Here is a 25,636-nt window from a genome sequence, read left to right as displayed (position 1 = left end):
AGACCGCCGGCAAGACATCGATGGAAGCGATGCGCGCCCTGAAACGACGCCTGTCCGACATCGTCTACCGGTGCATGATCGACGACGCGGTGGCCACGGCGGCGGGCCCGGGAGGACACCGGGGAACGACTACTGACTCCAGCGTGACCGACTCTCATCCCCCAGCCGGCTCTTCGGAGAAGTCACTTCCCGGACCCGCCAAGACCCAGGATAGAACCCTCCTCCCGGCGGTGTCTTGACACAGAGGGGAGCCAGATCCGGATGCTTGGTCAAACCGGTCGGTTCCACCGAGGCCGGCGGTCGGCCGCATCTGCTTGCGTGTCAGAAGGCAAGTCCACGGGTAGGAAGAGCCGACCACGACGGGCGACTTCAGGGGAGACCGAGATCATGGTTCCCACCGCGATCGTTACCGGTGCCGGCAATGGACTGGGACGCGAAATCGCACTTGGCCTTGCCCACGCTGGTTATGGCATCGTCGTAGCCGATCTCGATGAGCGAGCCGCACAGGCGTGTGCAGACACAATCGAGGCCCGTGGAATGCCGGCCCAATCGTTGGGTGCCGACGTACGAGACCGGGGCGACCTGAACCGCATCGTGGCGGCAGCGCAGAAGCTCGGCGGTCCTCACGTGCTCGTCAACAATGCCGGCGGCTGGACCCCGCAGCAACAGTATCCGCAGGCGGCTGCTGCCGAGTGGGCCGCGACGATCAGCCTGAACCTCACCGCCCCGATGCTGCTCAGCCAGCTCGTTCTGGACCCCATGCGGGAACAAGGTGGTGGCGCGATCATCAACATCGCCTCCAGCGGTGGCATTGGCTTCGAGTCCTACGGTTCGCCGGAGTACGGGGCCGCGAAGGCTGGTCTGATTCGCTTCACCGCCAGTCTGGCCAGCTTGGAAAGCAGCCACGGGGTCCGGATGATGTGCGTCGCGCCGGACTGGATCGGGCTGAGCCGAGCCCAGGCCCAATGGGAGCGCATGAGTGCCGACGAACGTGCCGCATCTCGCCCGCTGATACCTCCGGCCGAGGTTGTCTCCGTCGTCCTGGGTCTCGTCCAAGAGGGAGTCGGTGGAACCGTGGTGGAGATGTGGGGAGGTGACCAGCCTGTCGTGCACGCCCCGTAGACCCGCGTTCGGGCATCCGCATTCGGCATGAGAGAGCTTGATCTCGGCTGGGTTGATGTCGACCGGAGTTGTCGCATCCGGGCCGCGTTGTGCGTAGCTACGGTGAGAGGCGGTCCACCAAGGCGCTGTCACGACCACAGGAGTTCCACCGATGACGCACCCTCAGACCAAGGTCCACCGCATGTTCGAGCTCGTCGAGCCGATCGCCACCGTCACCTTCTCCGAGGTGCCGAACGAGGCGTTCCTGGCCATCGGCATGCGCAACTACTGGGACGGATACTTCGCGGGCCGGGCCGCGCCGCTGGGGCTGGCGCCGGCCGAGGTGGTGCACGCGGTCTTCTACAACTTCGCCGACGGCGAGGTGGCGCGCCACATCCCATGGGTCTGGGGGAAGACCACCCCGCAGGAGGCGATCGCGGTGCGCGAGCGGGGCAGCGTCGCCGCGCTGCGGCAGATGATCGGGCAACTCGCCGACTCCCCCGATCTGGTGCGGGTCGCCGACCTCGCCACCCGAGCAGCGGTCAGCGCGCCGACCGAGGGCCGCGCACTGTACGCAGGACTCCGGGCGCTCGACGTGCCCACGGAGCCGGTGGCCAGGCTTTGGCACGCGGCGACGCTGCTGCGGGAGCACCGCGGGGACGGCCACAACGCGGCCCTCCTGGCCCACGGCATCGGCGGCACCGAGGCCCACGTCCTGCTCGCTCTCTCCCTCGGCATGCGGGCGGAGGAGTTCGGCCGGATCCACCACCTGCCCAAGGCGCAGCTGACCGCTGTCATCGACAGGCTGCGCGGTCGCGGCCTAGTGAGCGCCGCCGGCGGGTTCACCGACGCCGGCCGGGAGATCAGGGAGCGGATCGAGACCCTCACCGACGAGCTGGCGGCGCCGGCCTACGACGTGCTCACCGCCGACGAGCTCGACGAGTTGGTCGCGGGGCTCGAGCCGATCGCCGCCGCGGTACAGGCCGTCGGCGACTGAGCGGGTGCATCAGGCGACGGCCACCACACCAGCTCACCCGGCACCTGCGGCAACGCATGGCCGGCGACGATCCCTCCGGGTCATCATGCCCGTCGACTGTCCGACTCGACGGTCCGGGCGATCAGCTCGTCGGCCAGGGTGGTCTTGCCGACCGCGCCGACGCCGTGCGGCACCACACCGGCCGTCGTCCGACCCCGCAGCCGGGCCGGCAGCCGCCGCTGCTCCCCGCGGCGCCGTATCAAGGGATCAGCAGCTCCGTGCGGTAATCGGCCGCCAGCGCGGCGGCGCGATTCTGCCGTTCGGCCTTCTCCTCATCGGTGAGAGCCGGCGGCGGTGCCGTGGGATCGTCAACCGTGTCGCCGACGCGCAGGAAGTACTCGTCCTGCCCGGCCGGTGTGCACATACACAGCAATCGTGCGGGCTGGTCGAAGGAGTTGCGGAAGAAATGCGGCGCGTTCGCCGGGATGTTGATCGTCTCCCCGGCCCGCACCGTCGTCCGCTGTCCCCGAAACGTGACCTCCACGGCCCCGTCGAGCAGGGTGAACATCTCCTCGAAGTCGTGCCCGTGCGGAGGCGGTCCACCGCCCGGCGGCACCCGCATCTCGATCAGGCAGTACCGGCCTGCCGTCTGCTCCCCGGTGACCAGGATGGTGTAGGTGCCGCCGGCGATGGCAACGTGCTGAAGGTTGCGGTCATCGGGCCGGGCGTGGACGAGGGTACGGGTTGGATCGTCGGCTGGGATCGCACCGCTGGCCACCGGCATTCTCCTCGATCGTCGGGTCTGCGGGTCATTCCCCTCATAGCCGTCGAGACCGCGGCTAAACCGGTGCCCGCGCCCGTTTTTGCACCAGGGTCACCGTCCGGTAGGTGTCAACCACCCCACCCGGTCGAGTCCGAAGCGGTCACCGCCGGTTCAGCCGGCGAGGTCTCCGGCCAGGTGCTCGCGGACGCTGCGCGGGCGCAGGTCGGTCCAGGTGCGCTCGACGAACGCCAGGCACTCCTCCCGGCTGCCCGCACAGCCCGTCTCCCGCCAGCCGGCCGGGATCTGCTTGTGCCGGGGCCAGAGCGCGTACTGCTCCTCGTCGTTGACCAGGACCCGGTGCTCGTCAGCCATCGCCGTTCCTCTCCTCGTGTCGGGCCAGGGGCAGCTCGCGGGCCAGGCGCTCCGGCTCCCTCGGCATGCGGGCGGAGGAGTTCGGCCGGATCCACCACCTGCCCAAGGCGCAGCTGACCGCTGTCGTCGAAAGGCTGCGCGGTCGCGGCCTCGTGAGCGCCGCCGGCGGGTTCACCGACGCCGGCCGGGAGACCAGGGAGCGGATCGAGACCCTCACCGACGAGCTGGCGGCGCCGGCCTACGACGTGCTCACCGCCGACGAGCTCGACGAGTTGGTCGCGGGGCTCGAGCCGATCGCCGCCGCCGCCGCTCCCAGCGGCGTCGTATCAAGGGATCAGCAGCTCCGTGCGGTAATCGGCCGCCGGCGCGACGGCGCGATTCTGGCGTTCGGCCTTCTGCTCGTCGGTGAGAGTCCGATTCGGTGAAGAGGCCCCGGTCCGAATTCGATCGACAGGTTGGTCGAGCCGGCCGTACCGTCGCGCGATGCGACCCGGGGAGATCGTGGTAACGGTCCAGCAAGTCCGCGCCCTGATCGATGAGCAGTTTCCCGAGTGGTCGGACCTGCCGATCGTGCCGCAGCCGGTGACCGGCACCGACAACGCGCTGTTCCGACTGGGTACCTCCCTGACGGCGCGGCTGCCACGGGCGCCGTGGGCGGTCGACCAGGTGGCGACCGACGCGACCTGGCTGCCGCGGCTGGCGCCGCACCTGCCGGTGCCGGTGCCGCTGCCGGTCGCGGTCGGCCAACCAGGTGGCGACTATCCGTGGCCGTGGACGGTCGTCCCGTGGCTGGACGGGCGCAATCCGGAAGCCGGGCAGGACCACGTGGACCTCGCCGTCGATCTCGCCGGCTTCGTGCGCGCGATGATCGCGATCGAGCCGATGGGCGGGCCGGTCAAGGAGGGCATCCTGCGCGGTGTGCCGCTGGCGCGGCGGGACGAGCTGACCCGCCGGTCGATCGCCGCGCTGGGTGACCGCATCGACGGGCGCGCGGTCACCGCGGCGTGGGACGAGGCAATGGCGGCCGACGAGTGGCCCGGACCGCCGGTGTGGCTGCACGGTGACCTCCTGGCCGGCAACCTGCTGGTCGACCGGGGCCGGCTCGTCGGCGTGATCGACTTCGGGGCGTTGGGCCGCGGCGATCCGGCGGTCGAGGTGCGGCCGGCCTGGAGCCTGTTCGACGCCCGCGCGCGGGCCGCCTACCGGGAGGCACTCGGATTCGACGAGGCGACCTGGGTGCGCGGCTGGGGCTGGATGCTGTCGGGCTCGCTCTACTGGCTGGCCGACCTGTGGGAATCGATCAGCGAGGACGACCGCGACGACACGATCCGCCACCTCGACCACATCGTGCGCCACCGCCACGACTGACCACCGCCGGGAGCGGCACGACCGGCGTGGCGGGCAATCGTCGCCGGGGACCCGCGGGCTTGTGGTCGACGCCCGCCACCGGTCAGCCCGCCTGTCCGGCCAGGTGCTCGCGGACGCTGCGCGGGCGCAGATCGGTCCAGGTGCGCTCGACGAACGCCAGGCACTCCTCCCGGCTGCCCGCACAGCCCGTCTCCCGCCAGCCGGCCGGGATCTGCTTGTGCCGGGGCCAGAGCGCGTACTGCTCCTCGTCGTTGACCAGGACCCGGTGCTCGTCAGCCATCGCCGTTCCTCTCCTCGTGTCGGGCCAGGTGCAGCTCGCGGGCCAGGCGCTCCGGGGAGAGCGCACGGATCTCCGCGAGCAAGTCGGTGAGCGGGTCGTCCGCGTCGTCGGCGGGTTCGCGGGGCGCCGGCGCGGCCAGCGCGGCGACGGCCCGGGCCAGGCCCGCCGGGGTGGGCGACTCGAAGATCGCGCCCGGGGGCAGGTCGACGCCGAGCGCGTCGCGGATCCGGGCCACCACCCGGGTGCCCAGCAGCGAGTGCCCGCCGAGTTCGAAGAAGTCGTCGTGCGGGCCGACGTCGTCCACCCCGAGCAGCTCCACCCAGATCCGGCGGACCACCTCGTACGCGTCGTCGCGCGCCGGGCCGGCCGGCGCCGGCCCGGCCACCGGGTCCGGCTCGGCCTCCGCGGCGGCGACCGGCGTCGGCGGGTGGCTCACCGGCGGGTCCACCCAGTGCCGCTGCCGGGCGAAGGGGTACGTGGGCAGCGGCACCCGGCGGCGCCCGCCGTCGCCGGCGTCCGGGGCCAGCGCCGCGCCGCCCAGCCAGAGCCGGCCCAGCGCGGTGGCCACCGCGACGTCCTCCCCGGCCGGGGAACGGTCGGGCGGGAGGGTGGTGACCACGGTGGTCCCCCGGGCCGCCGGGTGCTGCCGGGCCAGGGTGGCCAGGGTGCGGCCCGGGCCGACCTCGGCGAGCGCGTAGCGCTGGCCGAGCAGCAGTTCCACCCCGGCGCTGAAGACCACCGGCCGGCGCAGCTGCCGCACCCAGTAGTCCGGGTCGGTGGCCTCGGCGTCGGTGAGCCAGCGGCCGGTCACGTTGGACACCACCGGCAGGGCCGGCGCCCGCAGCGGCACGGTACGCAGATGCGCGGCGAACGCGGGCAGCGCGCCGTCCATCAGGGCCGAGTGGAAGGCGTGCGAGGTGCGCAGCTCCCGGCAGGCGACCCCGCGCTCGCGCAGCGCGGCGGCGAACGCGGCGACCGCCGCCGGCTCGCCGGAGACGGTGCTGAGCCGGGGCGCGTTGGCGGCGGCCACCGACACCCGCGGCGGCAGCAGCGCGGCCACCTCGTCGGCGGGCAGCTCGACGGAGAGCATCGACCCGGGCGGCTGGGCCTGCATGAGCCGGCCGCGTACGGCGACCGTGGCGAGCGCGTCGGGCAGCGTGAAGACGCCGGCCAGGCAGGCGGCCACGTACTCGCCGAGGCTGTGCCCGGCCAGCGCCGCCGGGCGCAGCCCCCGGTGCCGCAGCAGCTCGGCGAGGGCGTACTCGACGGCGAACAGGGCCGGCTGGGTCAGCCGGGTCTCGTCCAGCTCGCCGGTGGCCGGCGGTGCGTCGCCGGGCGGGCAGAGCAGCGCCCGCAGGTCGAGGTCGAGGTGCGGCCGGAGCAGCTCGGCACAGCGGTCGAGGGCGGCCCGGTAGACCGGCTCGGTGCGGTAGAGGGTGCCGCCCATCCCGGCGTACTGCGCCCCCTGGCCGGGGAAGAGCAGCGCCACGCCGGCCGGTTCACCGGCCAGGCCGGTGCGGACCAGCGCGCAGTCGGGGTCGGCGAGCTGGGCGGCGGCCTCCTTGGCGCTGCCGGCGACGGTGACCAGGCGGTGCGGGAACTCCCGCCGGGTGCTGCGCAGGGTGTACGCGACGTCGGCGAGCGGCAGGTCGGGCTGCTCGGCGAGGTGGACGGCGAGCCGGGTCCGGGCCCGGTGCAGCGCGTCGGCGTCCCGGGCGGAGAGGACGAGCAGCCGCGGCGCCTCCGGTGCGGGCGCGGCCGGCGCGACGGCCGGGGCGGCCTCCAGCACCACGTGGGCGTTGGTGCCGCCGATGCCGAAGGAGCTGACCGCCGCGCGTGGCGGCGCGCCGAGGTCCGGCCAGGGCAGCGGCGCGATGTTGACCCGGAACGGCCCGTCGGCCAGGCCCGGGTGCGGTTCGGTGCAGTACGGGCTGGGCGGCACCACCCGGTGCTGCAGCGCCAGCACCGCCTTGATCAGCCCGGTGACCCCGGCGGCCACGTCGAGGTGGCCGACCAGCGACTTGACCGAGCCGAGCGCGCAGCGGCCGGGCGCGACGCCGTGGAACGCCTCGCCGAGCGCCCGCAGCTCGATCTGGTCACCCAGGTCGGTGCCGGTGCCGTGCGCCTCGACGTACCCGATGGTCGCCGGGTCCACCTCGGCGACCTGCTGGGCGGCGCGGATCACCGCGACCTGCCCGTCCACGCCCGGCGCGGTGAAGCCCACCTTCATCCGGCCGTCGTTGTTGACCGCCGAGCCGCGGATCACCGCGTGGATCGGGTCGCCGTCGCGGCGGGCGTCGGCGAGCCGGCGCAGCACGACCACGGCGGCGCCGTCGCCGCCGACGGTACCGGTGGCGCGGGCGTCGAACGGGCGGCAGTGCCCGTCTCGGGACATGACGCCGCCCGGCTCGTACCGGTAGCCGGTGCCGCCGGGCAGCCGGACGTGTGCCCCGCCGGCCAGCGCCACGTCGCACTCGCGGGCCAGCAGCCCCTGCACCGCCAGGTGCACCGCGACCAGCGAGGAGGAGCAGGCGGTCTGCACCGCCACCGCCGGACCCCGCAGGTCCAGGTGGTACGCCACCCGGGTGGGCAGCGAGTCCTTGTCGTTGGCGAGCATCAGCTCGTACTCGGAGACCGTGTCCAGCGCCGGGTTGCGGAACAGGTGGTGCAGCAGGTAGCCGCTGGCCGCGCAGGCGGCGTAGACGCCGACCAGCCGGTCCGGGTCGGCGGCGAGGTGGCCGGACCGTTCCAGCGCCGCCCAGGCGCACTCCAGGAAGAGCCGCTGCTGCGGGTCGATGAGCCGGGCGTCGCGGGGCGAGTAGCCGAAGAACGCGGCGTCGAAGCGGTCCACCTCGGGCAGCGCGCCGTGCGCGGGCACGTGGTCGGGGTGGGCGCGGTCAGCCTCGGTGAGCCCGGCGGCGGCCAACTCCGCCGGGGTGAACCGGGTGATCGCCTCCCGGCCCGCCAGCACGGTCCGCCACAGCTCGTCGACGTCGCCGCCGCCCGGGAAACGCCCGGCCAGCCCGACGACGGCGATCTCCAGCCCGGTCTCCTGCTCGGTCATGGCCGTCCCTCCCCCACCGGCACCCGCCGGGCCCGCCGGGCCCGGTCGGCCAGCGCCTGCTTGCGTTCGTCCCGGCGCCGGCCGGCGTCCGGGTCCCCGGCCGGTACGGCCGCCGGTGCCGCGTCCGCGCCGCCGAGGTGGCGGGCCAGCAGCGCGACGGTCGGGTGCCGGAACAGCTCGACGGCGGGCACCGGCCGGCCCAGCCGTTCGATCAGCCGGGTCTGCACCCGGGCCAGCAGCAGCGAAGTGCCGCCGAGGTCGAAGAAGTTGTCGTGCGCGCCCACCTCGGCCAGCCCGAGCACCTCCCGCCAGATCTCCGCGACGGCCCGTTCCAGCTCCCCGGTCGGGGCGACGTACGCGCCGGCCGGGCGGGTCGGGGCGGGCGCCGGCAACCGGGCGGCATCGAGCTTGCCGCTGGCCGTCATCGGCAGGTCGGGCACCGGTACGAGCGCCGCCGGCACCAGGTAGCGGGGCAGTTGGCGGAGCAGTTCCCGGCGGATCTCCTCCACGTCCAGCCCGTCGCCGACGAGGTAGCCGACCAGCCGGCGGCCGCCGGGGCTGTCGGTGCGGACCACGGCGGCGGCCCGGCGCACCCCGGCGCACTCGCGCAGCCGGGCCTCCACCTCGCCCAGCTCGATCCGGTAACCGTTGATCTTGACCTGGTCGTCGGCCCGGCCGAGGAAGACCAGCTGCCCGTCGGCCCGCCAGCGGACCAGGTCACCGGTGGCGTACATCCGCTCGCCGGGGACGTACGGGTCGGGCCGGAACCGCTGCGCGGTCAGCGCCGGGTCGCCGAGGTAGCCGCGGGCCACCCCCGCGCCGGCCAGGTGTAGCTCCCCGGGCACGCCGGGCGGCACCGGGCGCAGCTCGGCGTCGAGCACGTAGGCGCGCACCCCGGCCAGCGGCCGGCCGATCGGCAGCTCCCCGTCGTCCGGACCGCCGCGGGCGGCGGTGGCGGTTACGGTGGCCTCGGTCGGGCCGTACCCGTTGATCAGCAGCCGGCCGCGCGACCAGGCGGCGGCGACGTCCGGGGCGCAGGGTTCGCCGCCGACGGTGAGCACCCGCAGCCCTGGCACGGCGGCCGGGTCGAGCGCGTCGAGGACCACCGGCGGCAGGTCGGCGACGGTGATCCGGTGCCGCACCAGGGCGGCGGCCAGGTCGGGACCGGGGGCGCGCTCGTCCGGGCCGAGCAGGCGCAGGGTGGCGCCCGCGGTGAGCGCGGTGACCAGGTCGGACAGGGACACGTCGAAGCTGACCGAGTGGAACTGCAGCACCCGGTCGTCGGGGCGGACGCCGACCAGCCGCGCCTGCGCCTCGGCCAGGTTGCGCAGCCCCCGGTGGGTGCCGACGACGGCCTTCGGACGGCCGGTGGAGCCGGAGGTGTAGATCAGGTAGGCGGCGGCGTCCGGATGCGGGCTGGGCAGCGCGGCGGTGCCCGGAGCCGGCTCGCCCACGACCGGTCCTTCGCGCGGGACGACCTGCCCGGCCGGCTCGTCCAGGCGCAGCAGCGGGGCGTCGGTGGCGGGCAGCGCCTCGACGGCCCCGGCGGCGGTGACCACCAGCCGCGCGTCGGCGTCGGCGAGCAGGTGGGCCAGCCGGGCCGCCGGTAGCTGCGGATCCAGCGGCAGGTAGACCCCGCCGGCCCGGAGCACGGCGAGGAACGCCACCACCCACTCCGGGCCGGCCGGCAGGCAGACCCCGACGGTGTGCTCGTCGCGTACGCCGCGGGCGCGCAGGGTGCGGGCCAGCCGGGTGGCCGCCGCGTCCAGCTCGGCGTAGCTCAGCGTCCGGTCCAGGTACGCCACGGCGACCGCGTCGGGGGCGCCGGCGGCCCGGCGGGCGACCAGGTCGGGCAGGGTGAGCCGGTCGTCGACCGGGGGCGCGGTGGCGGCCCAGCGGTCCACCAGTGACCGGCCGGCGGCCGGGCCGAGCAGCGGCAGCCGGTCGACCGGGGTGTCCGGGTCGGTGAGCGCGGCGGTGAGCAGGGTGTCGAGCTGGTCGGCGAGGGCGCGGGCGGTGCCCTCGTCGAAGAGCCGGGTGCGGTACTCGACCCGGCCGTCGATGCGCCCGTCGTGCGGGATGACCGTCAGCGTGAGGTCGAACATGGAGGTGCCGGTGTGCGTCTCGCCGCTGGCCAGCACGGTGAGCCCGGGCAGGGCGAGCCGGTCCTCCCAGCCGTCCTCCACGGCGAACATCACCTGGGCGAGCGGGTGCCGGCCGGGGTCGCGCTCGGGTCGCAGCTCCTGGACCAGGGCGTCGAACGGCACCGGGTCGGTGAGCGCGCTGAGCGCCCGGTCCCGGAGCTGGTCGAGCAGGCCGGCGAAGGTGAGCCCGGCGTCGAGCCGGCTGCGCAGCACCAGGGTGTTCACGAAGAAGCCGACGGCGGTCTCGCTGTCCAGGGTCTGCCGGTTCGCCACCGGGGTGGCGATGAGCAGGTCGGCCTGCTGGCTGCGCCGGTGCAGCAGCGCCGCCCAGCCGGCCGCGAAGATCATGTACGGGGTGGCGCCGGTGCGCCGGCCGGCCTCGGCGACCAGGTCGGCGAGGGCGGGCGGCCAGCAGAACTCGATCTCGTGGCCGGCGTCCTCCAGCTCGGCCGGGCGGGGCCGGTCGGTGGGCAGGTCCAGCCCGGGCGGCGCGCCGGCCAGCGCGTCCCGCCACCAGCCCAGCCGCCGGGCCAGCTCGGCCGGGTCGAGCAGCCGGTCCTGGCGCAGGGCCGCCGGCACGTCCCGGGGCACCGGCGGCAGCGCGGGGGCCTGCCCGGCGCGCAGCGCCGCGTAGGCGGTGGACAGCTCGTCGAAGAGCAGCCCCATGCTCCAGCCGTCGCAGACCACGTGGTGCAGGGAGAGCAGCAGCGTCCAGTCGGTCGGGCCGGTGCGGCACAGGGTGGCCCGCACCAGCGGGCCCCGGGCCAGGTCGAACGGGCGGACCGCCTCGGCGGTGGCGTACCCGTCGAGCTCGTCCGGGGCGAGGTCGACCACCGGCACCGGCAGCCCGGCCGGCGGCAGCACCAGCTGGTGCGGCTGCCCGTCCAGCGGCACGAAGACGGTACGCAGCGCCTCGTGCCGGGCCACCACCAGGTCCAGGGCGGCGCGCAGCGCGGCCACGTCCAGCTCACCGCGCAGGTCCACCCGGTACGGCACGTGGTAGGCGGGGCTGTCCGGGCGCAGCTGGGCCAGCAGCAGCATCCACTCCTGGGCGGCGGTGAGCGGGTGCACGCCGTAGCGGTCGCCGTCGGCGCGCACCGCGGCCAGGAACGCCCGGCGCCGCTCGGGCGGCAGCGCGTCGACCCGGCGGCGCAGCTCGTCCGGGCCCAGCGGGCCGCTCACCGGGCGCCCGCGCCGTGTTCGAGCTGGTCGAGCAGGCCGGCCAGGTCGGCCGCGGGCGGCCCGCCGGGCAGCGGATCGGCCGGCCCGGCCGCGCTGACCGGCCGGCCCGCCGCGGCGGCGATCTCGTCGGCCGCGGCGGCCAGCGCGGCGACCGTCGGGTGGTCGAAGACCAGCCGCAGCGGCACCTCCGCCCCGATCGCGGCCGACAGCCGGGACCGGACCCGGGTCGCCTTGAGCGACCGTCCACCGAGGTCGAAGAAGTCGTCGTCGCGGCCGCGGACCGGCACCCCGAGCACGTCCTGCCAGATCTCGGCGACCGCCTGCTCGGTCGGGGTCAGCGGCAGGTCCGGCGCGGGCTCGGCGGACGCCTCGGGGCCGGACGACGCGGGCTCGGTGGCCGCCCCGGGGTCGGGCAGCGCGGCCGCGTCGACCTTGCCGTTGCGGTTGAGCGGCAGCGCCGGCAGCGCCACGAACACGGCCGGCACCAGGTGGTCGGGGAGCTGCTCGCGGGCCCGGGCGCGGATCGCCGGCAGGTCCGCCCCGGCGGCGGGCACCACGTACGCGACCAGCCGGGCGTCGCCGGCGGCGTCCCGGTCGGCCCGGACGTACGCGTCGTCGACCAGCCCGCCGCCGCGCAGCGCCCCGGTCACCTCGCCCGGCTCGACCCGGTACCCGCGGATCTTCACCTGGTGGTCGACCCGGCCGACGAACTCGATCAGCCCGTCCGGGCGTTGCCGCACCAGGTCGCCGGTGCGGTACAGCCGGCCGCCGGGACGCGGGCCGAACGGGTCGGGCAGGAACGTCTCCGCCGTCTGCCCGGGCCGGCCGAGGTAGCCGCGGGCGACCCCGTCGCCGCCGATGAACAGTTCGCCGAGCACCCCCGGCGGGACCGGCTGGAGCAGGTGGTCCAGCACGTACACCCGGGTGTTGGCGACCGGGCCGCCGATCGGCACCACCGGGTCGTCGTCGGCGAGCCGGGCGCAGTCGTACGTGGTGGTGTAGGTGGTGCCCTCGGTCGGGCCGTACCCGTTGACCAGGGTGGTGTCCGGGCAGGCGGCGCGCAGCCGGCGCACGGCGGTGCCGTCGGCCTGCTCCCCGCCGAAGGTGAGGTAGCGCAGGGCGGCCAGCGCGTCGGGCGCCTCGGTGGCCAGCTGCCGTGCCACCGAGGTGGCCAGGAACATCATCGTCACGCCCTGCTCGCGCAGCCGCCGGCGCAGCCGGTCCGGCACGATGACGTCGTCGATGTCCAGGTCGGCCAGGCAGGCGCCGTTGAGCAGCGCGCCCCACACCTCCAGGGTGGCCGCGTCGAAGGACATCGTGGCCGCCTGCCCCATCACGTCGTCGGGGCGTACGGCCACGTAGTCGGTGTCGCGGACCAGCCGGACGATGTTGCGGTGGCTGACCCCGGTGCCCTTGGGCCGGCCGGTCGAGCCGGAGGTGTACATCACGTAGGCGAGCTGGTCGGGGTGGACGGTGACCGCAGGCGGCGCGTCCGGGCCGTCGTCGGTGGCACCGTCCACGGCCAGCCGGGGGGTGCCGTCGGCGGGCAGCCGGTCGGCCAGCGCGGCCGGGTGCAGCAGCACCGCCGGGCGGGCGTCGGCGCACATCAACGCCAGCCGCTCGACCGGGTAGCCCGGGTCCAGCGGCAGGTACGCCGCCCCGGCCTTGAGCGTGGCCAGGGCGGCCACCACCCAGCCGGCGGTGTCGGCGAAGCAGAGCCCGACCAGGGACTCCGCGCCGACGCCGAGGGCGCGCAGCCGCCCGGCCAGCCGGTTCGAGCGCCGGTCCAGCTCGCGGTAGCTGAGCACCCGGTCGCCGTCGCGCAGCGCCGGGGCGTCCGGGCGGCGGGCGGCCCACTCGGCGAACAGCTCCGGCACCGACCGGTCCCGCGGGTACCCGGTGTCGGTGGCGTTGACCGCGAGCACGCTGCGCCGGTGGGTCTCGTCGTCCAGCAGGGCCAGGTCGGAGAGCCGCCCGTCGGGCTGGTCCCGGACGCCGGCCAGGAGCAGGGTCAGCTCCGCGGCGACCGGTTCGGCGTGCCGGTGACGCACGGTCAGCGTCCCGTCGGCGGCCACGGTGAGCCGCAGCTCGCCCCGGGCCCCGGCGGGCAGCGGGTCGGGCCCGATCGACACCACCGGCCGGTACGCCCCGGCGGCCGGCTCCGGCGCCGGACCGTCCCCGGTCGCGGCGTCGGCGGTCGCGGCGTCGACACTCGCGGCGTCGGCGGTGCGGGCGTCCCCGGTGGGGGCGGCGGCACTCGTGGCGTCGGCGGTCGCGGCGCGGACCTGGTCGCGCAGCTCGCGCCAGGTCGGGTCGGCGGACAGCCGCAGCGGCAGCGGACGCCAGCCGTCCCCGGCCGGCACCTCGACCAGCAGCTCCCGCCGGCCGGTGCGGCGGCGCAGCAGGGCGAGCAGCCCGGTCAGCGCGACGACCAGTGACTCGTCCGGCCCGGCCGGCAGCGCCACGACGGCCACGCCGGGGCCGGCCGGGGCCGGCGGGTACGGCAGCTCGGGCGGCTCCGGCAACGCGCGGACCTGCGGCTGTTCGGTCATCGGATCTCATCCCCGATCGGCAGGCGACATGCGACGTCGGGGATTCTGCGCGGCGCGGGTGCTGGTTGCTTGTACGGCTACTGCGGGTGCCGTTCGGCCACCCTGACGGAAGTCTGAGCGTCGGCATAAGCCAATAGCGCATAGCAGTCAGTAAGTACACCGACTCTTTTGGTTATGGCGACAACGCTCGATGCCGACGATGATCGGGCCGGGGGGAAGCCACACCGGGCGAGGAACACGCATCGCCACGGTTGCTCTCCGCACGCCCGATCCTCCACAAGAGACCCAGGAGCGGTGGATGTCCGGAGACCAGATCAGGCCGGGCTGGCGTTCCACGCCGGCCCGGAACGGAAGGAAGGACGAGCATCGGACGCCGCGCGCACCGGACGCCCGGCTGCCCGGTGACGCGGAGCTGGGCGGCGCGCTGCGCCGGCTCGCCGACGCCGGTGACCGCACCGCCGCGCACCTGTGCCTGGTGGCCCAGCCGATGCTGTTCGGCCCGGTGGCACGCCGCACCCCGCTCGGCGACACCTGGCGGGACGCGCTGCGCCGGCACCTCGCCGGCGCCCCCGACGAGGCGGCCGCCCGGCTGGCCGACGTGCCGATCAGCGGCATCGCCGCCGACGCCGTGCAGGTGCACTGCTTCGCCGCCGCGTACCACCTGGCCGCCGGCGAGCCGGAACGCGCCGGGTACGCGGCCGAGGAGGCCGCCCGCGCCGCCGCCGGCTGCCGGCTGCCCGCGGCCGCGCAGGCGGTGGCCCGGCTCGGCGTGCTGCTGGCCGCCGCCGGCGGTGACGAGGCGCCCACCCGGGGCGGCCCGGACCTGGCCGCCGGGCTGCCCCGGGCGGATCTCGGGCTGTTCCGGTTGATGCTCCACCTCGAGGTGGCCCACCAGGCACTGCGCACCGGCGACGCCGGCCCGGCGCTGCGGCACGCCGAGGCGGCGATCCGGCTGGCCGAGGCGACCGGCGGCAGCGGCCACGAACCGTACGCGCTCAGCCTCGCCGCCGCCGCCAAGTGCCAGCTGGGCCGGCTGGAGGACGCGCTCGCCGACGGCGCCGCCGGGCAGCGGCTGCGGGAGCTGGCCGGCGTCTCCACCGAGGAGGCGTTCGGGCTGGCCGTGCTCGGCATGGTGCACCGCCGTCGGCGGGAGCCGCGACAGGCCCGGCAGGCCCTGGAGCAGGCCCTCGCCGCCCTCGACTCCGGCGCGCGCCGGCCCGCCCTGCGGGTCTGGGTCCTCACCGAGCTGGCCCGGGTCCGCGCCGCCGACGACCTGCGCGCCGCCCGGGACCTGGCCGAGGGGGCGGTCACCCTGGCCGGCGACGCCGAGCGGTCCTCCGCCCTGCTGGCCCGGGGCTGGGTGGCGCTGCTGGCCGGCGACACCGGTCGGGCCCACCACGACGCGGCCGACGCACGCACCGGCGCCACCCTCGACCGGCGGCGCGCCACCCTGGTCCAGGCCCTCCAGCTCACCGTGCTGGCCTCGGCCGACCCGCGGGCCGCCACCGGACTGCTGGACGACGCCGCGACCCTCTGCCAGGAACTGGGCGACCGGGCCGAGGAGGCGGCCGTCCGGCTCATCGCCGCCCGGCTGCGCGGCCGCCGGGCCCGCCGCGGCGCGGAGGGCGCCGAGCAGCAGCTCCGTCGCTGCGGGGTACGCCTGGACCCGGGCGTCGCCGACGGGCTCACCGCGATCACGCTGCGGGTGCCGGCCGTGGCGGTGCACACCCTCGGCGACTTCCGGGTGTTCCGCTCCGGCACCGTCGTGCCGTACCGGGAGTGGCAGTCGAAGAAGGCCCGGGACCTGCTGAAGATCCTGGTCGCGCACCGGGGCCGGGCGGTGCCGCGCAGCCGGCTGATGGAGCTGCTCTGGCCGGACGAGACCCCGTCGCGCACCGCCAACCGGCTCTCCGTGCTGCTGTCCACGCTGCGCCGGGTGCTCGGCACCGGGCAGGGCGGCGGGCGCGGCCCGGTGCTGGCCGACCGCAGCTCGGTGGCGATCGACCTGAACGTGGTCGACGTGGACGTCGAGGCGTTCCTCATCGCCGCCGAGGAGGCGCAGGCCGCGCAGCGGGCCGGGCACGCCGACGCGCCCCGGCTGCTGGCCCGCGCCGACGAGCTGTACGGCGGTGACTTCCTCGCCGACGACCCGTACGACGACTGGGCGCAGCCGCTGCGCGAGGAGGCGCAGGCCGCGCACACCAGCGTGCTGCGGGCGCTCGCCCAGCACGCCGGGGACACCGACCAGAAGCTGGTCTACCTGATGCGGCTGGTGCACCGCGACCCGTACGACGAGGACGCCCACCTGGAGCTGGTGCAGGTGCTCCGCGGCGCGGGCCGGCACGGCGAGGCGGAGCGGCGCTACCGCGCGTACGCCGACCGGATGCGCGAGCTGGGCATCACCCCGGCCGGCCGGTCCGCCCCGGACGAGCCGCTCGCCGCCACGCCGCCGGCCCTCACCGGCACCGCGCCGCCGGCCGCCGACCGGCCGACGGCGGCCGACGCGCGCCGCGTTCCGCGACCCCGGCCGGCCTGGTCGACCGAGGTCGGGCCGGGGCAGGCGCCGCCGCTGTCGTACCGGCCGGAACACCCGCGACCGGCGCTGAGCCACCGGGGCTGAGGGTGGCGGTGGATCACGCCGGGCCGGCCCCGGCGAGCAACGCCTCCGCCGAGCTGGTCCGGGCGTAGCGCAGGAACCGCCCGACCCGGTGGGTGCCGACCAGGCCGGCGTCGCGCAGCGCGGTCAGGTGGTGCGAGACCGTGCCGGCGCTCAGGCCGCACCGCTGGGCCAACTCGGTGGTCGCGGCCGGTACCGCCAGCTCGTGCAGCAGGATCGCCCGGGTGCGTCCCAGCACCCGGGCGAGCGCCTCGCTGGCCGGGACGGTGCTGCGTTCCCAGAGCGTGCCGACGCCCCGGGCGGCGTAGCGCAGGACCGGCTGGGTGGCCGGCTCGGTCAGGTTCGACCAGACCCGCGAGCCGGCGAAGACCGACGGCACCAGCAGCAACCCGCGGCCGGCCAGGTCGGTCGTGCCGGCCCGGGTCAGGTGCTCGACGCGCAGCACGCCGTCCTCCCAGGAGACGTACGTGTCGATCCGGTTGAGCAGGCCGCGCACGCCCTGGGCGGCCATCACGCCGGCGCCGACCAGCACCTCCCGCTCCAGCAGGGTCCGCATCCGCGGCCAGTACGGCGCCAGCGCCGCGTCGGCGTACCCGGCGATCACGTCGGCGAGCCGGGCCAGGCCGGCGGCGGGGTCGTCGTAGAGGGCGGCCAGCCGGGCCGGCCGGGGGCCGGGCAGCTCGTCCAGTCCGACCCGGACCACCTCCGGCGGGGTGGCCACCAGGGCGGCCAGTTCCAGCTCCAGCGTGGGCTGGGAGGTCAACGGCGGTGGGCAGACGAAGGACGGGATGACCGTCGTCGGCACGGGCACCAGGTCCGCGAAGAGCCGCCAGTCGAGGGTGGACAGCCGCGGCCGGACCTGCCGCAGCCACGGCTGGTGGGCGGGGAAGAACTCCGGGCTCTTGACCACCCGCAGGCTCGCCACCGCCTCCCACAGCGGCGAGACCGCGAACCGGATGTTGGCGAGGTCGTGGGCCCCCAGCGCGACGCTGAGCATGGCACCTCCATTGGATTCGACGCAGCTCAAACTTATCGACCCGGCCGGGTCCGGCGGCCAGGGTGCTGCCATGACCACCATCGCGCGCCCACCGGCCCGCTGGCCCCGACCGTTCCGGTACGTCTACGCGGCCAACCTGGCCGACAGCATCGGCTACCAGGTGGGCTACCTGGCGCTACCCGTGCTCGCGGTGTCCGTGCTCGGCGCCACCCCCGGGCAGGTGGGCCTGCTCGCGGTGCTGAGCACCGCCGCGTTCCTGCTGGTCGGCCTCCCCGCCGGGGTGTGGGTGGACCGCTCGCCCCGCCGCACGGTGCTGATCGCCGCCGACCTGGTCCGCGGCGCGCTGTACGCCTCCGTCCCGCTGGCCTGGTGGGCCGGCGGCCTCACCATCGGGCAGTTGTACGCGGTGGTGCTGCTCGCCGGGGTCGCCACGGTCTTCGGCGACGTGGCGGCGCAGAGCTTCCTGCCGGAACTGGTCGGCCGGGACCGGCTGGTGGCGGCGAACTCCCTGCTGATGACCAGCAACGCCACCGTGCAGATCGGCGGGCGCGGTCTCGGCGGGCTGCTCGTGCAGGGGCTGGGCGCGCCGGTCGCGCTCGCCCTGAACGCGGTCACCCACCTGCTCTCCGCGCTCGCCCTCACCCGGGTACCCCCCGCCACCGGCGGTGCGGCCCGCGGCGCCGCCCGACCCGGCGGTTTCGGTCGACAACTCAGCGAAGGGGTCCGGCATGTGCTGGGCAACCCGCTGCTGCGCCCGCTCGCCGTGTCGCTGGCCGGCATCAACCTCACGGTCAACCTGATGACCACCATGCTGCCGGTGGTCTTCCTGCGCGAACTCGGGCTCGGCGCCGGCGTCCTCGGACTCTTCCTCGCCGCCGGCGGCGCCGGCGCGCTGCTCGGCGCGGTGACGGCCCGGCCGCTGGCCGCGCGGATCGGGCACGGCCCGATGCTCTGGCTGCCCGGGGCGGTGGTGGCGCCGGCCGGCGCGCTGGTCGCGCTGGTCGACCGGGGCGGATGGCTGTGGCTGGCCGGGCTGGGCTGGCTGGCGCTGGCCTGGCGCACCGGGATCGGCAACGTGATCGGCGTCAGCCTGCGCCAACAGGTGACCCCGGACGCGCTGCTCGGCCGGATGAACGCCACCTTCCGGTTCCTGCTCACCGGCGCGATCGCGGTGGGCGCCGGGCTGGCCGGCCTGCTCGGCCAGTACGCCGGCCCACGGACCTCGCTCTGGATCGGCGCGGCCGGCGTCGCGCTGACCTGGCTGCCGGTGTTCCGCTCGCCGCTGCGGACCCTGGCCGACCCGGCCGCGCCGCCGGCGCTCGAGCGCTGACCGCCGCCGCCCCGCCCCGGCTGTTACCCGGCGGTTACCCGGCTGCGAAGCCACTGTGGCACGCCGGGCCGACCGTCGAGGCAAGGAGGCACCGGAGCCGGTCCGGTGGTCCGCAACCTCGACGGGAGAACAGCGATGAGACTGCGCAGAGCGATGCTGGCGCTGGTGGTCGTGCTCGGCGGACTGGTCGCCGGCGCGGGCGGCGCCACGGCGGCCACCCCGTACTGCGGGATCACCTGGGGCAGCACGGCCAAGTCGGGGGGCGCGCTGAGCGCGGCCCCGCTGATCGAGGTCCGCACCGGGCGGCACGACTGCTGGGACCGGGTGGTCTTCGAGTTCGACGGGTCCGCCGACGGGTACGCGGTGGCCTACGGCGAGACGTACACCGAGGGGCAGGGGCTGGCGCTGTCCCCGTACACCGCGGGGGGCGCGCTGCTGCGGGTGTCGCTGCGCGCGCCCGCCTACGACGAGGCCCACGTCGGCACCCTGCCGTACCGGGCCGGTGAGCACGCCGCCACCGTGCTCGGCTACCGGACCCTGCGGGACGTGGTGTTCGGCGGCAGCTACGAGGGCTACACCACCTTCGCCGTCGGCGTCCGCGCCCAACTGCCGTACCGGGTCTTCGTGCTCAGCGGTCCGGGTACGCACAGCCGGATCGTCCTCGACGTGGCCCACCAGTGGCAGGAGTGACCGCCGCGGCGGTGGTGCGGGGAGCCGACCGGCTTCCCGCACCGGCCGTTACGCCAGGTCCGCGCACCGTCGCGCCGGGCTACCCTGAGCGGGTCATGGAGGGCCGTGTGCTGGTCGTCGAGGACGATGCCTCCATTCGGGAGGTCACCGCCCTGGGCCTGCGGCGCGCCGGGTTCCGGGTGGACACCGCGGCGGACGGACCGACCGCGCTGGCGGCCTGGCGGGCCCGCCCCGTCGACCTGATCGTGCTGGACGTGATGCTGCCCGGCCTCGACGGCTTCCAGGTCTGCCGGGAGATCCGGCGCACCAGCCAGCTGCCGATCCTGATGCTCACCGCCCGCACCGACACCATCGACGTGGTCGTGGGCCTGGAGTGCGGCGCGGACGACTACCTGCGCAAGCCGTTCGACCTGCCGGAACTCGTCGCCCGGGTGCGCGCGGTGCTGCGCCGGACGGTGGCCCCGCCGGAGCAGCACACGGTCACCGCCGGCCCGCTGGAGATCGACCCGGCCCGGTTCGTCGCCCGCAAGGCGGGCCGGGAGCTGACCCTCACCGCCACCGAGTTCCGGCTGCTGCTGGAGCTGGCCCGCCGCCCCGGGCAGGTGTTCACCCGGGAGCTGCTGCTGGACCGGGTGTGGGGGCATAACTACCTCGGCGACTCCCGGCTGGTCGACGTGGCGGTGCAGCGCCTGCGGGCCAAGGTGGAGGACGACCCGGGGGCGCCCACGCTGATCCGCACCGTGCGCGGCGCGGGCTACAAGCTCGCCCCGGGGTGAGGGCCGTGGCGACGGGCCGGGTCAGCCCCGGGCGGCTGCGGCGGCGGCTCGTCGTCGCCTTCGTCCTGGTCGCCGGGGTGTCCGCCGGGGCGCTCGCCGGCGGCTCGTACCTGATGCTGCGGCAGGCCCGCTTCGACGGTTCCCTGCAACGCGCCGCCGCCGACGCCCGCTACCAGCTCGTGCTGGCCGGGCAGTTCGTGCCGCTGACCGACACCCGCCGGGCGGACCTGCTGGCCAGCTTCGCGCAGAACGGGCGGCCGGTGCTGCTGGTCACCGGCGACGTCCAGGCGTCCGACCCCCGCTACGCGCCGGCGCCCGGGCCGGCCCTGCGCGACGCGGTCACTGCCGGCCAGCTCGGCTTCCAGCGCTCGGCCGGCGCCGCCGGATCGCACCTGCTGGTGGTCGGCGGCCGGATTCCCGGCTCCACCGCGGAGCTGTACGTGGTGACCGTCGAGGACGGCCTCGTCGACGACCTGGACCAGCTGCGGACCGCGCTGGCGGTCGGCTGGATCGCGGTGGTGCTGGTCGCCGCCGCGGTCGGGCACACCCTCGCCCGGCGCACCCTGGAACCGGTCGGCCGGGCCAGCCGGGCCGCCCGGGCGGTCGCCGAAGGGCTGCTCGACACCCGGCTGCCGGTGGACGGCCGCGACGAGTTCAGCGTCTGGGCGGCCTCCTTCAACGAGATGGCGGAGGCGCTGGAGACGAAGATCGAGGCGCTGTCCCGGGCCCAGGCCCGCGAGCGGCGCTTCACCGCCGACGTGGCGCACGAGCTGCGTACCCCGGTCACCGCCCTGGTGGCGGCGGCGTCGCTGCTGGCCGACCAGCTCGACGCCCTCCCCGCCGACGGCCGCCGGGCCGCCGAACTCCTGGTCACCGACGTGGTCCGGCTGCGCCGGCTGGTCGAGGAGCTGATGGAGATCTCCCGCCTGGACGCCGGGCGGGAGGCGGTGACGGTCCGGCCGGTCGACGTGGTCGCGCTGCTGGGCGGCATCGCCACGGCGCGCGGCTGGGCCGACCGGATCAGCGTGACCGGCGCCGCCCCGCCGGTGGACACCGACCCGCGCCGGCTGGAACGGGTGCTGGCCAACCTGCTGTCCAACGCCGTCGAGCACGGCGGCGGCGCGGTCCGGGCCGAGGTGCGGCACACCGGGAGCGCGCTGGTCGTCGACGTCACCGATCGGGGACCGGGCATCCCCGCCGAGCACCTGCCGCACCTGTTCGACCGCTTCTACAAGGTCGACCCGGCCCGCACCGGCGCCGGCAGCGGCCTCGGTCTGGCCATCGCCCAGGAGAACGCCCGGCTGCTCGGCGGCCGGCTGACCGTCGACAGCGAACCCGGCCGGGGCACCCGCTTCCGCCTCGACCTGCCCACCACCGGAGGTGCGCCGTGCGACGTCTGATCGCGCCGGTCGCGGCGCTGCTGCTGCTCACCGCCAGCTGCGCGCCGGCCCGTTCCGGCACGCTCGGCCCCGCCCCGATCGCCCCGACCACCCGCACGCCGCCGGCCGCCACGGCGGCATCCCGCACCCCCTCCCCCGCCGCCTCGCCCGGCCGGCCCACCCCGACGCCGCCGGCCGCGCCGGCCAGCACCGCCGCGCCGGGGCCCGGGGGCACCGTCACCGTGCAGCTCTGGTTCACCCGCGCCGGCCGGCTGGTGCCGACCCGGCGCACCCTGCCCGCCACCCCGGCCACCTCCCGGCTGGCCCTCACCGAACTCGCCGCCGGGCCCACCCTGGCCGAGACGGCCGCCGGGATGACCTCGCTGGTCCCACCCGGCGTGCAGGTCACTCGGATCGCCGACCGGGTCGCCACGCTGGTCCCGCCGGCCGGCTTCGACGGCGGCGGCGCGAGCGCCGCCCGGCTGCGCCGCGCCCAGGTGGTCTGGACGCTGACCCAGTTCCCCACCGTGCGGCGGGTCGCCTTCGCCGCGACCGACAGCGCGCCGGCCGACCGCGACGACTACGCCGACCTGCTCCCGCCGATCGTGGTCACCGGCCCGGCCGTCGGCGACCGGGTCGGCAGCCCGATCACCGTCACCGGCACCGCGAACGTCTTCGAGGCCACGGTGAGCGTGCGGGTGCTCGACGGCGCCGGCCGGGAGATCGGCACCGCGTTCACGCTCGCCACCTGCGGCTCCGGCTGCCGCGGCGACTACCGGGTCGCCGTGCGCTACCGGCGGGCCGCGCCGGGCCCGGGCACCATCGAGGTGTACGAGGTGTCGGCGCAGGACGGATCGCGGATCAACTCGGTGGCCGTGCCGGTCGTGCTGGCCGCCAGCGGCTGACCGCGCCTACCGGGCGTCGGCGTCGGACGCCTCGTAGATCCACGCCTCCGCCGCGCCCTCCGGCGCCCGTTCCGCCCGCCGGTACTCGACGACGCCGGTCTCCTCGTGCGCGCCGTGCAGTTTGAGCTGGTACGTCGGCGGTGGATGCTCCGCGTCCGGCACGTCCCAGTTCACCGGCACCCCGTCGTACGGCCCGCCGCGCAGGCGCAGCTTCACGATTGCCACGTTCTGACCGTAACGAAGCGGGCGCTCGCGCGGGCGGCGTTGGCGGGCTCCGGTCAGCCCGGGCCGGGCGCCGGCGCGTCCCGGTGGGTCAGGCCGCCCGCCGCCTCGTCGTCGCGGTGGGTCAGGCCGGCCGCCGCCTCGTCCAGGTGGGTGAGGAACCGCCGCACCGCTGGCGGCCGGCTGCGCCCGGCGACGGTGGCCGCGAAGACCCGCCGGACCGAGGCGTCGTCGGGGTGCAGCCGGAGCAGGGCCAGATCGGGCGGGGTGGCCCGGACGGCGAGCGCGGGCACCAGCGCGACGCCGAGCCCGGCCGCCACGCAGCCGAGCTTGCCGGTCCACTCGGCGGCCACGATGTCGACGCGGGGCCGGAACCCGGCGGGCAGGGTGGCCCGCAGCAGGGTCTCCTCGGCGGTGGCGGAGCCGGCGATGAACGCGTCGTCGGCCAGTTCGGGCAGCCGGACGGTGCGGCGGTGGGCGAGCCGGTGCGTGCGGGGCACCGCCACCAGCAGCACCTCGTCGACGAGGTGGTGCAGGTCGAACCGCTCGCCGTCGAGCGGCTGGTCGGGCGGCGCGCTCACCACGGCCACGTCGGCGTCCCCGGTGAGCAGGCGGTCCATCAGCCGCGGCGTCAGCCCTTCGACCAGGTGCAACGCCACCGCTGGGTGGGCCGACCGGAACGCGGCCAGGGCGCGGGGCACCAGTGCGGCCACCGCCGTCGGGAACGCACCGACCCTCAGCCGGCCGGCGGTCAGGTCCCGCAGCGCGGCGAGGTCCCGGCGGGCGGTGTCCAGCCGGTCGAGCACGGCCTCGGCGTGGCCGAGCAGGCAGCGGCCCTCCTCGGTCAGCGCGACACCGCGCGGCAGCCGGTCGAACAGCGGCGCGCCGACCTCGGCCTCCAGGGCGGCGATCTGCCGGGACACCGCGGACTGGGTGTAGCGCAGGCTCCGGGCGGCCGCCGTGATGGAGCGGTGCGCGGCGACGGTACGGAAGGTGTGGAGGGCGTCGGGCTGCACCCGACCATCCTGCCATGCTGCTGACGCATGGCAGGGATGCCAGACATTCGCTGGTGGCATCGTCGCGCGGCTCCTAGCGTTGCCGCACATGGACCTCGCACTGCTCGGCACCGGCACGATGGGCACCGCCATCGGCCGTCGCCTGCTGGCCGCCGGCCACCGACCCACCGTCTGGAACCGCACCCCCGCCCGGACCGCGCCGCTCGTCGCGGCGGGCGCCCGCGCCGCCGCCACCCCGGTCGAGGCCGTCCGGGACGCCGACGTGGTGATCACCATGCTCACCGACGCCACCGCCGTACGCGACGTGCTGCGCGCCGCCGGGCCCGCGCTGCGACCCGGCGCCCACGTGGTCGAGATGTCCACCGTCGGCCCGGCGGCGCTGCCGGAACTGGCCGCGCTGCTGCCGCCGGGCGTGCACCTGGTCGACGCGCCCGTCGCGGGCAGCGCCCCGGCCGCCGAGGCCGGCCGGCTCACCGTGCTGGCCGGCGGCGACCAGGCCGCGCTCGACCGGGTCGCCCCGGTGCTGGAGCGGCTCGGCACCGTCCGCCGTTGCGGCGGTCCCGGTCGCGGCGCCGCCCGGAAGCTGGTGCTCAACACCGCCCTGGTCACCGCCGTCGCGGCGGTCGCCGACGCGCTGGCGGTCGCCGAGGCGGTCGGGCTGGACCGGCGTACCGCGCTCGACGCCCTCGCCGGCGGACCGCTCGGCGCCGCGGTCGCCCGGGCGACCAGCACGGACGCCGCGTTCGCCGTGCGCCTCGCCGCCAAGGACGCCCGGCTCGCCCTGGACGCCCTGGACGGCGCGCCCGCGCCCGTGCTGCGCGCCGCCGCGACGGTCCTCGCGGCCGCACCCCATCCCGACCTCGACCTCGCCACCCTCACCCGCGATCCCGGCAAGGAGCACGCATGAGCATCACCCTGGACAACCCGGCGACCGTCCCCGCGCCCTTCGGCGACCGGTTCGCCCACGTCGCCCGGCTCGACCTGCCGGGCGGCGCGCTGCTCGTCCTCTCCGGTCAGGTGGGCGTGGACGAGCACGGCGTGGTCGTCGAGCCCGGCGATGTGCGGGCCCAGTCGGAGCGGATCTTCGCGCTGATCGGCGGCCTGCTCGCCGCGCACGGGGCCACCTTCGACGACGTCCTGCACGTCCGGACGTTCCTGACCGACCTCGGCGACCTGGCCGGCTACGCGGCGGTCCGCGGCCGGTACTTCCCGCGCACCCGGCCGGCCAGCACCACGGTGGAGGTGAGCCGGCTCTTCCTCGACGGTGCGGTGCTGGAGGTCGAGGTGACGGCCGCGGTCACCTCGACCTGACATGCCGTGCGGTAACCGCCCGACCCGGCGGTCGAGCTGCCCCCACAGCGGACGGCAGGTGGAGACCAGAGCGGGGATCGAACCCGCGTACACGGTTTTGCGGACCGTTCCCTCACCACTCGGGCATCTGGTCGGGATGCGGCGGTGCCCCCGGCTGGAATCGAACCAGCGACCTTCGGATCCGGAATCCGACGCGCTCTCCGCTGCGCCACGGGGGCATGCGCGGCGGGAAGCGTCCCGCCGTCCGTACCCGGGGTGCGATTCGAACGCACACTGGCCGCCACCTGACGACGGTGCCTCTGCCGTTGGGCTACCCGGGCTTGATCACGTGCCCTCGGCGCGATTCGAACGCGCACTGTGCGGCCCCTCAGACCGCTGCCTCTGCCGTTGGGCTACGAGGGCGTGAGCTGCGAGCCGAGGACTCGAACCTCGAACCTTCCCTTCCAGAGAGGGACGTGCTGCCTGTTGCACCAGCTCGCATGGGATCCGCGTACCGCGGACCGTGCCCCGACCAGGATTCGAACCTGGGCATCCGGCTTCGTAGGCCGGCGCGCTGTCCGCTGCGCCACCGGGGCGTACCGACCGGCGCCC

Annotated in this window: 22 protein-coding genes, 6 tRNA genes and 1 pseudogene; 13 read left to right on the top strand and 16 right to left on the bottom strand. The window is 76.1% G+C overall.

Features of this window, described 5'->3' with window-relative positions; genetic code table 11:
* The 3 genes and pseudogenes from ACIBPB_RS30695 to ACIBPB_RS30685 all read left to right on the top strand — a co-directional run.
* A pseudogene (locus tag ACIBPB_RS30695) lies at positions 1–239 on the top strand (IS110 family transposase); the annotation flags it as partial.
* Positions 240–387: 148 nt separating this feature from the next.
* On the top strand, positions 388–1,122 hold the full coding sequence (locus tag ACIBPB_RS30690; protein ID WP_396842917.1) for an SDR family NAD(P)-dependent oxidoreductase: 735 nt from the start codon (positions 388–390) through the stop codon (positions 1,120–1,122).
* 151 nt (positions 1,123–1,273) lie between these two features.
* Complete coding sequence (locus ACIBPB_RS30685) at positions 1,274–2,098, top strand: MarR family winged helix-turn-helix transcriptional regulator (protein WP_396842916.1); 825 nt, start codon at positions 1,274–1,276, stop codon at positions 2,096–2,098.
* An 83-nt stretch (positions 2,099–2,181) separates the two neighbouring features.
* Here ACIBPB_RS30685 and ACIBPB_RS30680 read toward each other — a convergent pair whose 3' ends face one another.
* From ACIBPB_RS30680 to ACIBPB_RS30670, 3 genes are all read right to left on the bottom strand, one after another.
* A complete protein-coding gene (locus ACIBPB_RS30680) occupies positions 2,182–2,340 on the bottom strand; it encodes a hypothetical protein (protein ID WP_396842915.1) in 159 nt (52 codons plus the stop codon).
* On the bottom strand, positions 2,337–2,861 hold the full coding sequence (locus ACIBPB_RS30675) for a cupin domain-containing protein (protein ID WP_396842914.1): 525 nt from the start codon (positions 2,859–2,861) through the stop codon (positions 2,337–2,339). Before ACIBPB_RS30675 ends, ACIBPB_RS30680 begins: the two co-directional genes overlap by 4 nt.
* A 150-nt stretch (positions 2,862–3,011) precedes the next feature.
* A complete protein-coding gene (locus tag ACIBPB_RS30670; protein ID WP_396842913.1) occupies positions 3,012–3,212 on the bottom strand; it encodes an MbtH family protein in 201 nt (66 codons plus the stop codon).
* Positions 3,213–3,277: 65 nt separating this feature from the next.
* Here ACIBPB_RS30670 and ACIBPB_RS30665 point away from each other — a divergent pair, with 65 nt between their 5' ends.
* Positions 3,278–3,637 carry a hypothetical protein gene (locus ACIBPB_RS30665; protein WP_396842912.1) on the top strand — a complete coding sequence of 120 codons (360 nt, stop codon included), beginning with the start codon at positions 3,278–3,280 and terminating at the stop codon, positions 3,635–3,637.
* A 58-nt stretch (positions 3,638–3,695) separates the two neighbouring features.
* Positions 3,696–4,580, top strand: a complete 885-nt coding sequence (locus ACIBPB_RS30660; protein WP_396842911.1) for an aminoglycoside phosphotransferase family protein — start codon at positions 3,696–3,698, stop codon at positions 4,578–4,580.
* An 82-nt stretch (positions 4,581–4,662) separates the two neighbouring features.
* Here ACIBPB_RS30660 and ACIBPB_RS30655 read toward each other — a convergent pair whose 3' ends face one another.
* Genes ACIBPB_RS30655 through ACIBPB_RS30640 form a run of 4 tightly spaced genes read right to left on the bottom strand, consistent with a single transcriptional unit; the run spans position 4,663 to position 13,802 of the window.
* Positions 4,663–4,860, bottom strand: coding sequence for an MbtH family protein (locus ACIBPB_RS30655; protein ID WP_396842910.1), 198 nt, complete (start codon positions 4,858–4,860; stop codon positions 4,663–4,665).
* On the bottom strand, positions 4,853–7,924 hold the full coding sequence (locus ACIBPB_RS30650) for a type I polyketide synthase (protein ID WP_396842909.1): 3,072 nt from the start codon (positions 7,922–7,924) through the stop codon (positions 4,853–4,855). The genes ACIBPB_RS30655 and ACIBPB_RS30650 overlap by 8 nt, the downstream gene beginning before the upstream one ends.
* Positions 7,921–11,250 carry an amino acid adenylation domain-containing protein gene (locus tag ACIBPB_RS30645; RefSeq protein ID WP_396842908.1) on the bottom strand — a complete coding sequence of 1,110 codons (3,330 nt, stop codon included), beginning with the start codon at positions 11,248–11,250 and terminating at the stop codon, positions 7,921–7,923. Before ACIBPB_RS30645 ends, ACIBPB_RS30650 begins: the two co-directional genes overlap by 4 nt.
* Entirely contained in the window at positions 11,247–13,802 is a 2,556-nt protein-coding gene (locus ACIBPB_RS30640) for an amino acid adenylation domain-containing protein (RefSeq protein WP_396842907.1), read from the bottom strand. Before ACIBPB_RS30640 ends, ACIBPB_RS30645 begins: the two co-directional genes overlap by 4 nt.
* Positions 13,803–14,100: 298 nt before the next feature.
* Between ACIBPB_RS30640 and ACIBPB_RS30635 the strand changes: the two genes are divergently transcribed.
* Positions 14,101–16,422: a BTAD domain-containing putative transcriptional regulator gene (locus ACIBPB_RS30635; protein ID WP_396842906.1), complete on the top strand. Its 2,322-nt coding sequence runs from the start codon at positions 14,101–14,103 to the stop codon at positions 16,420–16,422.
* A 13-nt stretch (positions 16,423–16,435) separates the two neighbouring features.
* Here the strand turns inward: ACIBPB_RS30635 and ACIBPB_RS30630 are convergent, their stop codons facing one another.
* On the bottom strand, positions 16,436–17,416 hold the full coding sequence (locus tag ACIBPB_RS30630; protein WP_396842905.1) for a DUF5937 family protein: 981 nt from the start codon (positions 17,414–17,416) through the stop codon (positions 16,436–16,438).
* A gap of 70 nt (positions 17,417–17,486) precedes the next feature.
* Here ACIBPB_RS30630 and ACIBPB_RS30625 point away from each other — a divergent pair, with 70 nt between their 5' ends.
* The 5 genes from ACIBPB_RS30625 to ACIBPB_RS30605 all read left to right on the top strand — a co-directional run bounded on the left by ACIBPB_RS30625 (position 17,487) and on the right by ACIBPB_RS30605 (position 22,496).
* Positions 17,487–18,746 (top strand): MFS transporter, encoded by a 1,260-nt coding sequence (locus ACIBPB_RS30625; RefSeq protein ID WP_396842904.1) that lies wholly within the window; start codon positions 17,487–17,489, stop codon positions 18,744–18,746.
* 135 nt (positions 18,747–18,881) lie between these two features.
* Positions 18,882–19,436: a hypothetical protein gene (locus ACIBPB_RS30620; RefSeq protein ID WP_396842903.1), complete on the top strand. Its 555-nt coding sequence runs from the start codon at positions 18,882–18,884 to the stop codon at positions 19,434–19,436.
* 95 nt (positions 19,437–19,531) lie between these two features.
* Positions 19,532–20,212 (top strand): response regulator transcription factor, encoded by a 681-nt coding sequence (locus ACIBPB_RS30615; RefSeq protein ID WP_357322073.1) that lies wholly within the window; start codon positions 19,532–19,534, stop codon positions 20,210–20,212.
* 5 nt (positions 20,213–20,217) lie between these two features.
* Positions 20,218–21,612, top strand: coding sequence for an ATP-binding protein (locus ACIBPB_RS30610; RefSeq protein WP_396842902.1), 1,395 nt, complete (start codon positions 20,218–20,220; stop codon positions 21,610–21,612).
* Positions 21,600–22,496 (top strand): Gmad2 immunoglobulin-like domain-containing protein, encoded by an 897-nt coding sequence (locus ACIBPB_RS30605; protein ID WP_396842901.1) that lies wholly within the window; start codon positions 21,600–21,602, stop codon positions 22,494–22,496. The genes ACIBPB_RS30610 and ACIBPB_RS30605 overlap by 13 nt, the downstream gene beginning before the upstream one ends.
* A gap of 6 nt (positions 22,497–22,502) precedes the next feature.
* Here ACIBPB_RS30605 and ACIBPB_RS30600 read toward each other — a convergent pair whose 3' ends face one another.
* Entirely contained in the window at positions 22,503–22,721 is a 219-nt protein-coding gene (locus ACIBPB_RS30600) for a hypothetical protein (protein WP_396842900.1), read from the bottom strand.
* Positions 22,722–22,774: 53 nt separating this feature from the next.
* Positions 22,775–23,734 carry a LysR family transcriptional regulator gene (locus tag ACIBPB_RS30595; RefSeq protein WP_396842899.1) on the bottom strand — a complete coding sequence of 320 codons (960 nt, stop codon included), beginning with the start codon at positions 23,732–23,734 and terminating at the stop codon, positions 22,775–22,777.
* A gap of 88 nt (positions 23,735–23,822) precedes the next feature.
* Between ACIBPB_RS30595 and ACIBPB_RS30590 the strand changes: the two genes are divergently transcribed.
* Both ACIBPB_RS30590 and ACIBPB_RS30585 read left to right on the top strand, forming a co-directional pair.
* Positions 23,823–24,641 (top strand): NAD(P)-dependent oxidoreductase, encoded by an 819-nt coding sequence (locus ACIBPB_RS30590; RefSeq protein WP_396842898.1) that lies wholly within the window; start codon positions 23,823–23,825, stop codon positions 24,639–24,641.
* Entirely contained in the window at positions 24,638–25,045 is a 408-nt protein-coding gene (locus ACIBPB_RS30585) for a RidA family protein (RefSeq protein WP_396842897.1), read from the top strand. Before ACIBPB_RS30590 ends, ACIBPB_RS30585 begins: the two co-directional genes overlap by 4 nt.
* A 59-nt stretch (positions 25,046–25,104) precedes the next feature.
* Here the strand turns inward: ACIBPB_RS30585 and ACIBPB_RS30580 are convergent.
* The 6 genes from ACIBPB_RS30580 to ACIBPB_RS30555 all read right to left on the bottom strand — a co-directional run bounded on the left by ACIBPB_RS30580 (position 25,105) and on the right by ACIBPB_RS30555 (position 25,620).
* Positions 25,105–25,178, bottom strand: a tRNA-Cys gene (locus ACIBPB_RS30580).
* Positions 25,179–25,190: 12 nt separating this feature from the next.
* A tRNA-Arg gene (locus ACIBPB_RS30575) sits at positions 25,191–25,263 on the bottom strand.
* Positions 25,264–25,292: 29 nt separating this feature from the next.
* Positions 25,293–25,365 (bottom strand) — tRNA-Leu (locus tag ACIBPB_RS30570).
* A 9-nt stretch (positions 25,366–25,374) separates the two neighbouring features.
* A tRNA-Leu gene (locus ACIBPB_RS30565) sits at positions 25,375–25,447 on the bottom strand.
* A gap of 5 nt (positions 25,448–25,452) precedes the next feature.
* Positions 25,453–25,525 (bottom strand) — tRNA-Gln (locus tag ACIBPB_RS30560).
* Between the two features lie 23 nt (positions 25,526–25,548).
* Positions 25,549–25,620: transfer RNA gene (locus ACIBPB_RS30555), tRNA-Arg, on the bottom strand.
* Between the last annotated feature and the right edge of the window lie 16 nt (positions 25,621–25,636).

Origin of the sequence: Micromonospora sp. NPDC049836 (assembly GCF_044465125.1) — a bacterium.
Taxonomy (GTDB): Bacteria; Actinomycetota; Actinomycetes; order Mycobacteriales; family Micromonosporaceae; genus Micromonospora.
This window is presented reverse-complemented; position numbering and strand designations above follow the sequence as displayed.

What these genes read in the sequence shown, in the direction of transcription:
- ACIBPB_RS30690 (WP_396842917.1), top strand. Translation starts at nt 388, where the DNA reads ATGGTTCCCACCGCGATCGTTACCGGTGCCGGCAATGGACTGGGACGC.
- ACIBPB_RS30685 (WP_396842916.1), top strand. Translation starts at nt 1,274, where the DNA reads ATGACGCACCCTCAGACCAAGGTCCACCGCATGTTCGAGCTCGTCGAG.
- ACIBPB_RS30675 (WP_396842914.1), bottom strand. Translation starts at nt 2,861, where the DNA reads ATGCCGGTGGCCAGCGGTGCGATCCCAGCCGACGATCCAACCCGTACC.
- ACIBPB_RS30670 (WP_396842913.1), bottom strand. Translation starts at nt 3,212, where the DNA reads ATGGCTGACGAGCACCGGGTCCTGGTCAACGACGAGGAGCAGTACGCG.
- ACIBPB_RS30665 (WP_396842912.1), top strand. Translation starts at nt 3,278, where the DNA reads ATGCGGGCGGAGGAGTTCGGCCGGATCCACCACCTGCCCAAGGCGCAG.
- ACIBPB_RS30660 (WP_396842911.1), top strand. Translation starts at nt 3,696, where the DNA reads ATGCGACCCGGGGAGATCGTGGTAACGGTCCAGCAAGTCCGCGCCCTG.
- ACIBPB_RS30655 (WP_396842910.1), bottom strand. Translation starts at nt 4,860, where the DNA reads ATGGCTGACGAGCACCGGGTCCTGGTCAACGACGAGGAGCAGTACGCG.
- ACIBPB_RS30650 (WP_396842909.1), bottom strand. Translation starts at nt 7,924, where the DNA reads ATGACCGAGCAGGAGACCGGGCTGGAGATCGCCGTCGTCGGGCTGGCC.
- ACIBPB_RS30640 (WP_396842907.1), bottom strand. Translation starts at nt 13,802, where the DNA reads ATGACCGAACAGCCGCAGGTCCGCGCGTTGCCGGAGCCGCCCGAGCTG.
- ACIBPB_RS30635 (WP_396842906.1), top strand. Translation starts at nt 14,101, where the DNA reads ATGTCCGGAGACCAGATCAGGCCGGGCTGGCGTTCCACGCCGGCCCGG.
- ACIBPB_RS30630 (WP_396842905.1), bottom strand. Translation starts at nt 17,416, where the DNA reads ATGCTCAGCGTCGCGCTGGGGGCCCACGACCTCGCCAACATCCGGTTC.
- ACIBPB_RS30625 (WP_396842904.1), top strand. Translation starts at nt 17,487, where the DNA reads ATGACCACCATCGCGCGCCCACCGGCCCGCTGGCCCCGACCGTTCCGG.
- ACIBPB_RS30620 (WP_396842903.1), top strand. Translation starts at nt 18,882, where the DNA reads ATGAGACTGCGCAGAGCGATGCTGGCGCTGGTGGTCGTGCTCGGCGGA.
- ACIBPB_RS30615 (WP_357322073.1), top strand. Translation starts at nt 19,532, where the DNA reads ATGGAGGGCCGTGTGCTGGTCGTCGAGGACGATGCCTCCATTCGGGAG.
- ACIBPB_RS30590 (WP_396842898.1), top strand. Translation starts at nt 23,823, where the DNA reads ATGGACCTCGCACTGCTCGGCACCGGCACGATGGGCACCGCCATCGGC.
- ACIBPB_RS30585 (WP_396842897.1), top strand. Translation starts at nt 24,638, where the DNA reads ATGAGCATCACCCTGGACAACCCGGCGACCGTCCCCGCGCCCTTCGGC.